At 63.7% G+C, this 1,459-nt stretch carries 1 protein-coding gene and 1 pseudogene; both read right to left on the minus strand.

Annotation, left to right across the window (positions count from 1 at the left end; all coding sequences use genetic code 11):
* Positions 1-253: pseudogene (locus NW809_RS12565) on the minus strand (hypothetical protein); the annotation flags it as partial.
* A 47-nt stretch (positions 254-300) separates the two neighbouring features.
* A complete protein-coding gene (rnz, locus tag NW809_RS12570) occupies positions 301-1,257 on the minus strand; it encodes a ribonuclease Z (protein ID WP_041439069.1) in 957 nt (318 codons plus the stop codon).
* Positions 1,258-1,459 lie beyond the last annotated feature (202 nt).

Below are 1,459 nucleotides of genomic sequence, written 5' to 3' on the forward strand. Positions count from 1 at the left end.
GCGCCAGGTAGGAGACCCCCAGCCCCAGCCCAAAATCCAGGGCAAAGGCTCCGATCCGTTTGCCCCAGGGGGCCAGTTTGGGCAGGGTTTCCTCAGCCTGGGGGACGCTGGCTGCTTGAGAAGCCGGTCGCTCGGCTTGCACAGGAGGCAGAGAGGTGGCGGGGGGCAAGGCGCTGAAGGCCTGCCACTCGCTGGCGTTTTGCTCCAGTTGCTCGGTTTTGGGCCGTTCGGGATAGGGTCTGGGATCCGTCATCGCAGGTTGAGGCTGTCGGTCCTATCATTCTAGCTAGCAAGGCAGGTCTAGACTCCCACCGGCAGGGGAGCGGGGCTGCGGCGCGGGATCTCGTAGGTCATCCGATCCCGGGCCAGGATGGTGTTGGGAAAAATGGCCCGGGCTTCGGCCAGCAGGTCTTCCAAAGTGATAGGGCCCTCTGAGGTGTAGCGAGGGCTGAAGTGGGTGAGGATGAGGGTCTGGGCCTTGGCTTCGGCGGCCACCCGCGCGGCCATGGCGGCGGTGGAGTGCTTGGCGCGCTCGGCTAGCTCCCGATCCGCTTCGGCGTAGGTGGCCTCGTGGATGACCAGATCGGCGGCGCGAGAGAGATCGACGGCGTTGCGGCAGAAGATGGTGTCGGTGCAGTAGGAGAACTTGCGCCCTGGGATCGGAGCCCCTACGTAATCTCGCCCGTGGAACCAGCGGCCTTGCCAGAGGATGGATTGGCCGGCCTTGAGCTGCCCGTAGAGAGGGCCGGGCGGGATCCCGTCTGCCTGGGCTTTGGCCACGTCGAAGGTGCCGGGCCGGTCTTGCTCCACCACGCGGTAGCCGAAGGCGGGCACCCGGTGATCCAGGGGGGCGCAGAAGACCCAGTACTCGGGATCCTGAAGAATGAGCCCTGTTTCGACGGTGTGAACCCGGAAGGAATAGGGAATTCGGCTCTCGCTGTAGCGCAGCACCGTCTTCAGGTACTCTTCCAGGCCGGGGGGGCCATAGATGTCGATGTGTTGGGGGGTGCTGCCCAGGCCGCAGGAGGCCAACAGCCCTGGCAGGCCGTAGATGTGATCCCCGTGCATGTGGGTGATGAAAATGCGGCGCAACTGGCTGGGGCGCAGCTCGTCTAGCCGCAGCAGTTGGTGTTGGGTGCCCTCGCCACAGTCAAACAGCCACCATTCTGACCGCTGCGGAAACTGCACCGCCACGCCCGAGACATTGCGCTGGCGGGTGGGCATGCCGGAGCTGGTGCCCAGAAAGGTAACACGAATGGCGTTGGGATCCGTCACAAGGGCAGAACGTTAGGCTTGAGGAAACGGGATCCCTAGCTTATCAACTGTTCCTGCCGCGCGAGGGGAAAAGGCGGCCCAAAACCCCTGTTAGGATAAAAGTAAGTGTCAGCTTTCCCGCCATGATCACCTTGACCGAGAGCGCCATCCAAGAGCTAAAGCGGCTGCGCAGCAAGTATGAGAA

Origin of the sequence: Synechococcus sp. WC101 (assembly GCF_047461555.1) — a bacterium.
Classification (GTDB): domain Bacteria; phylum Cyanobacteriota; class Cyanobacteriia; order Thermostichales; family Thermostichaceae; genus Thermostichus.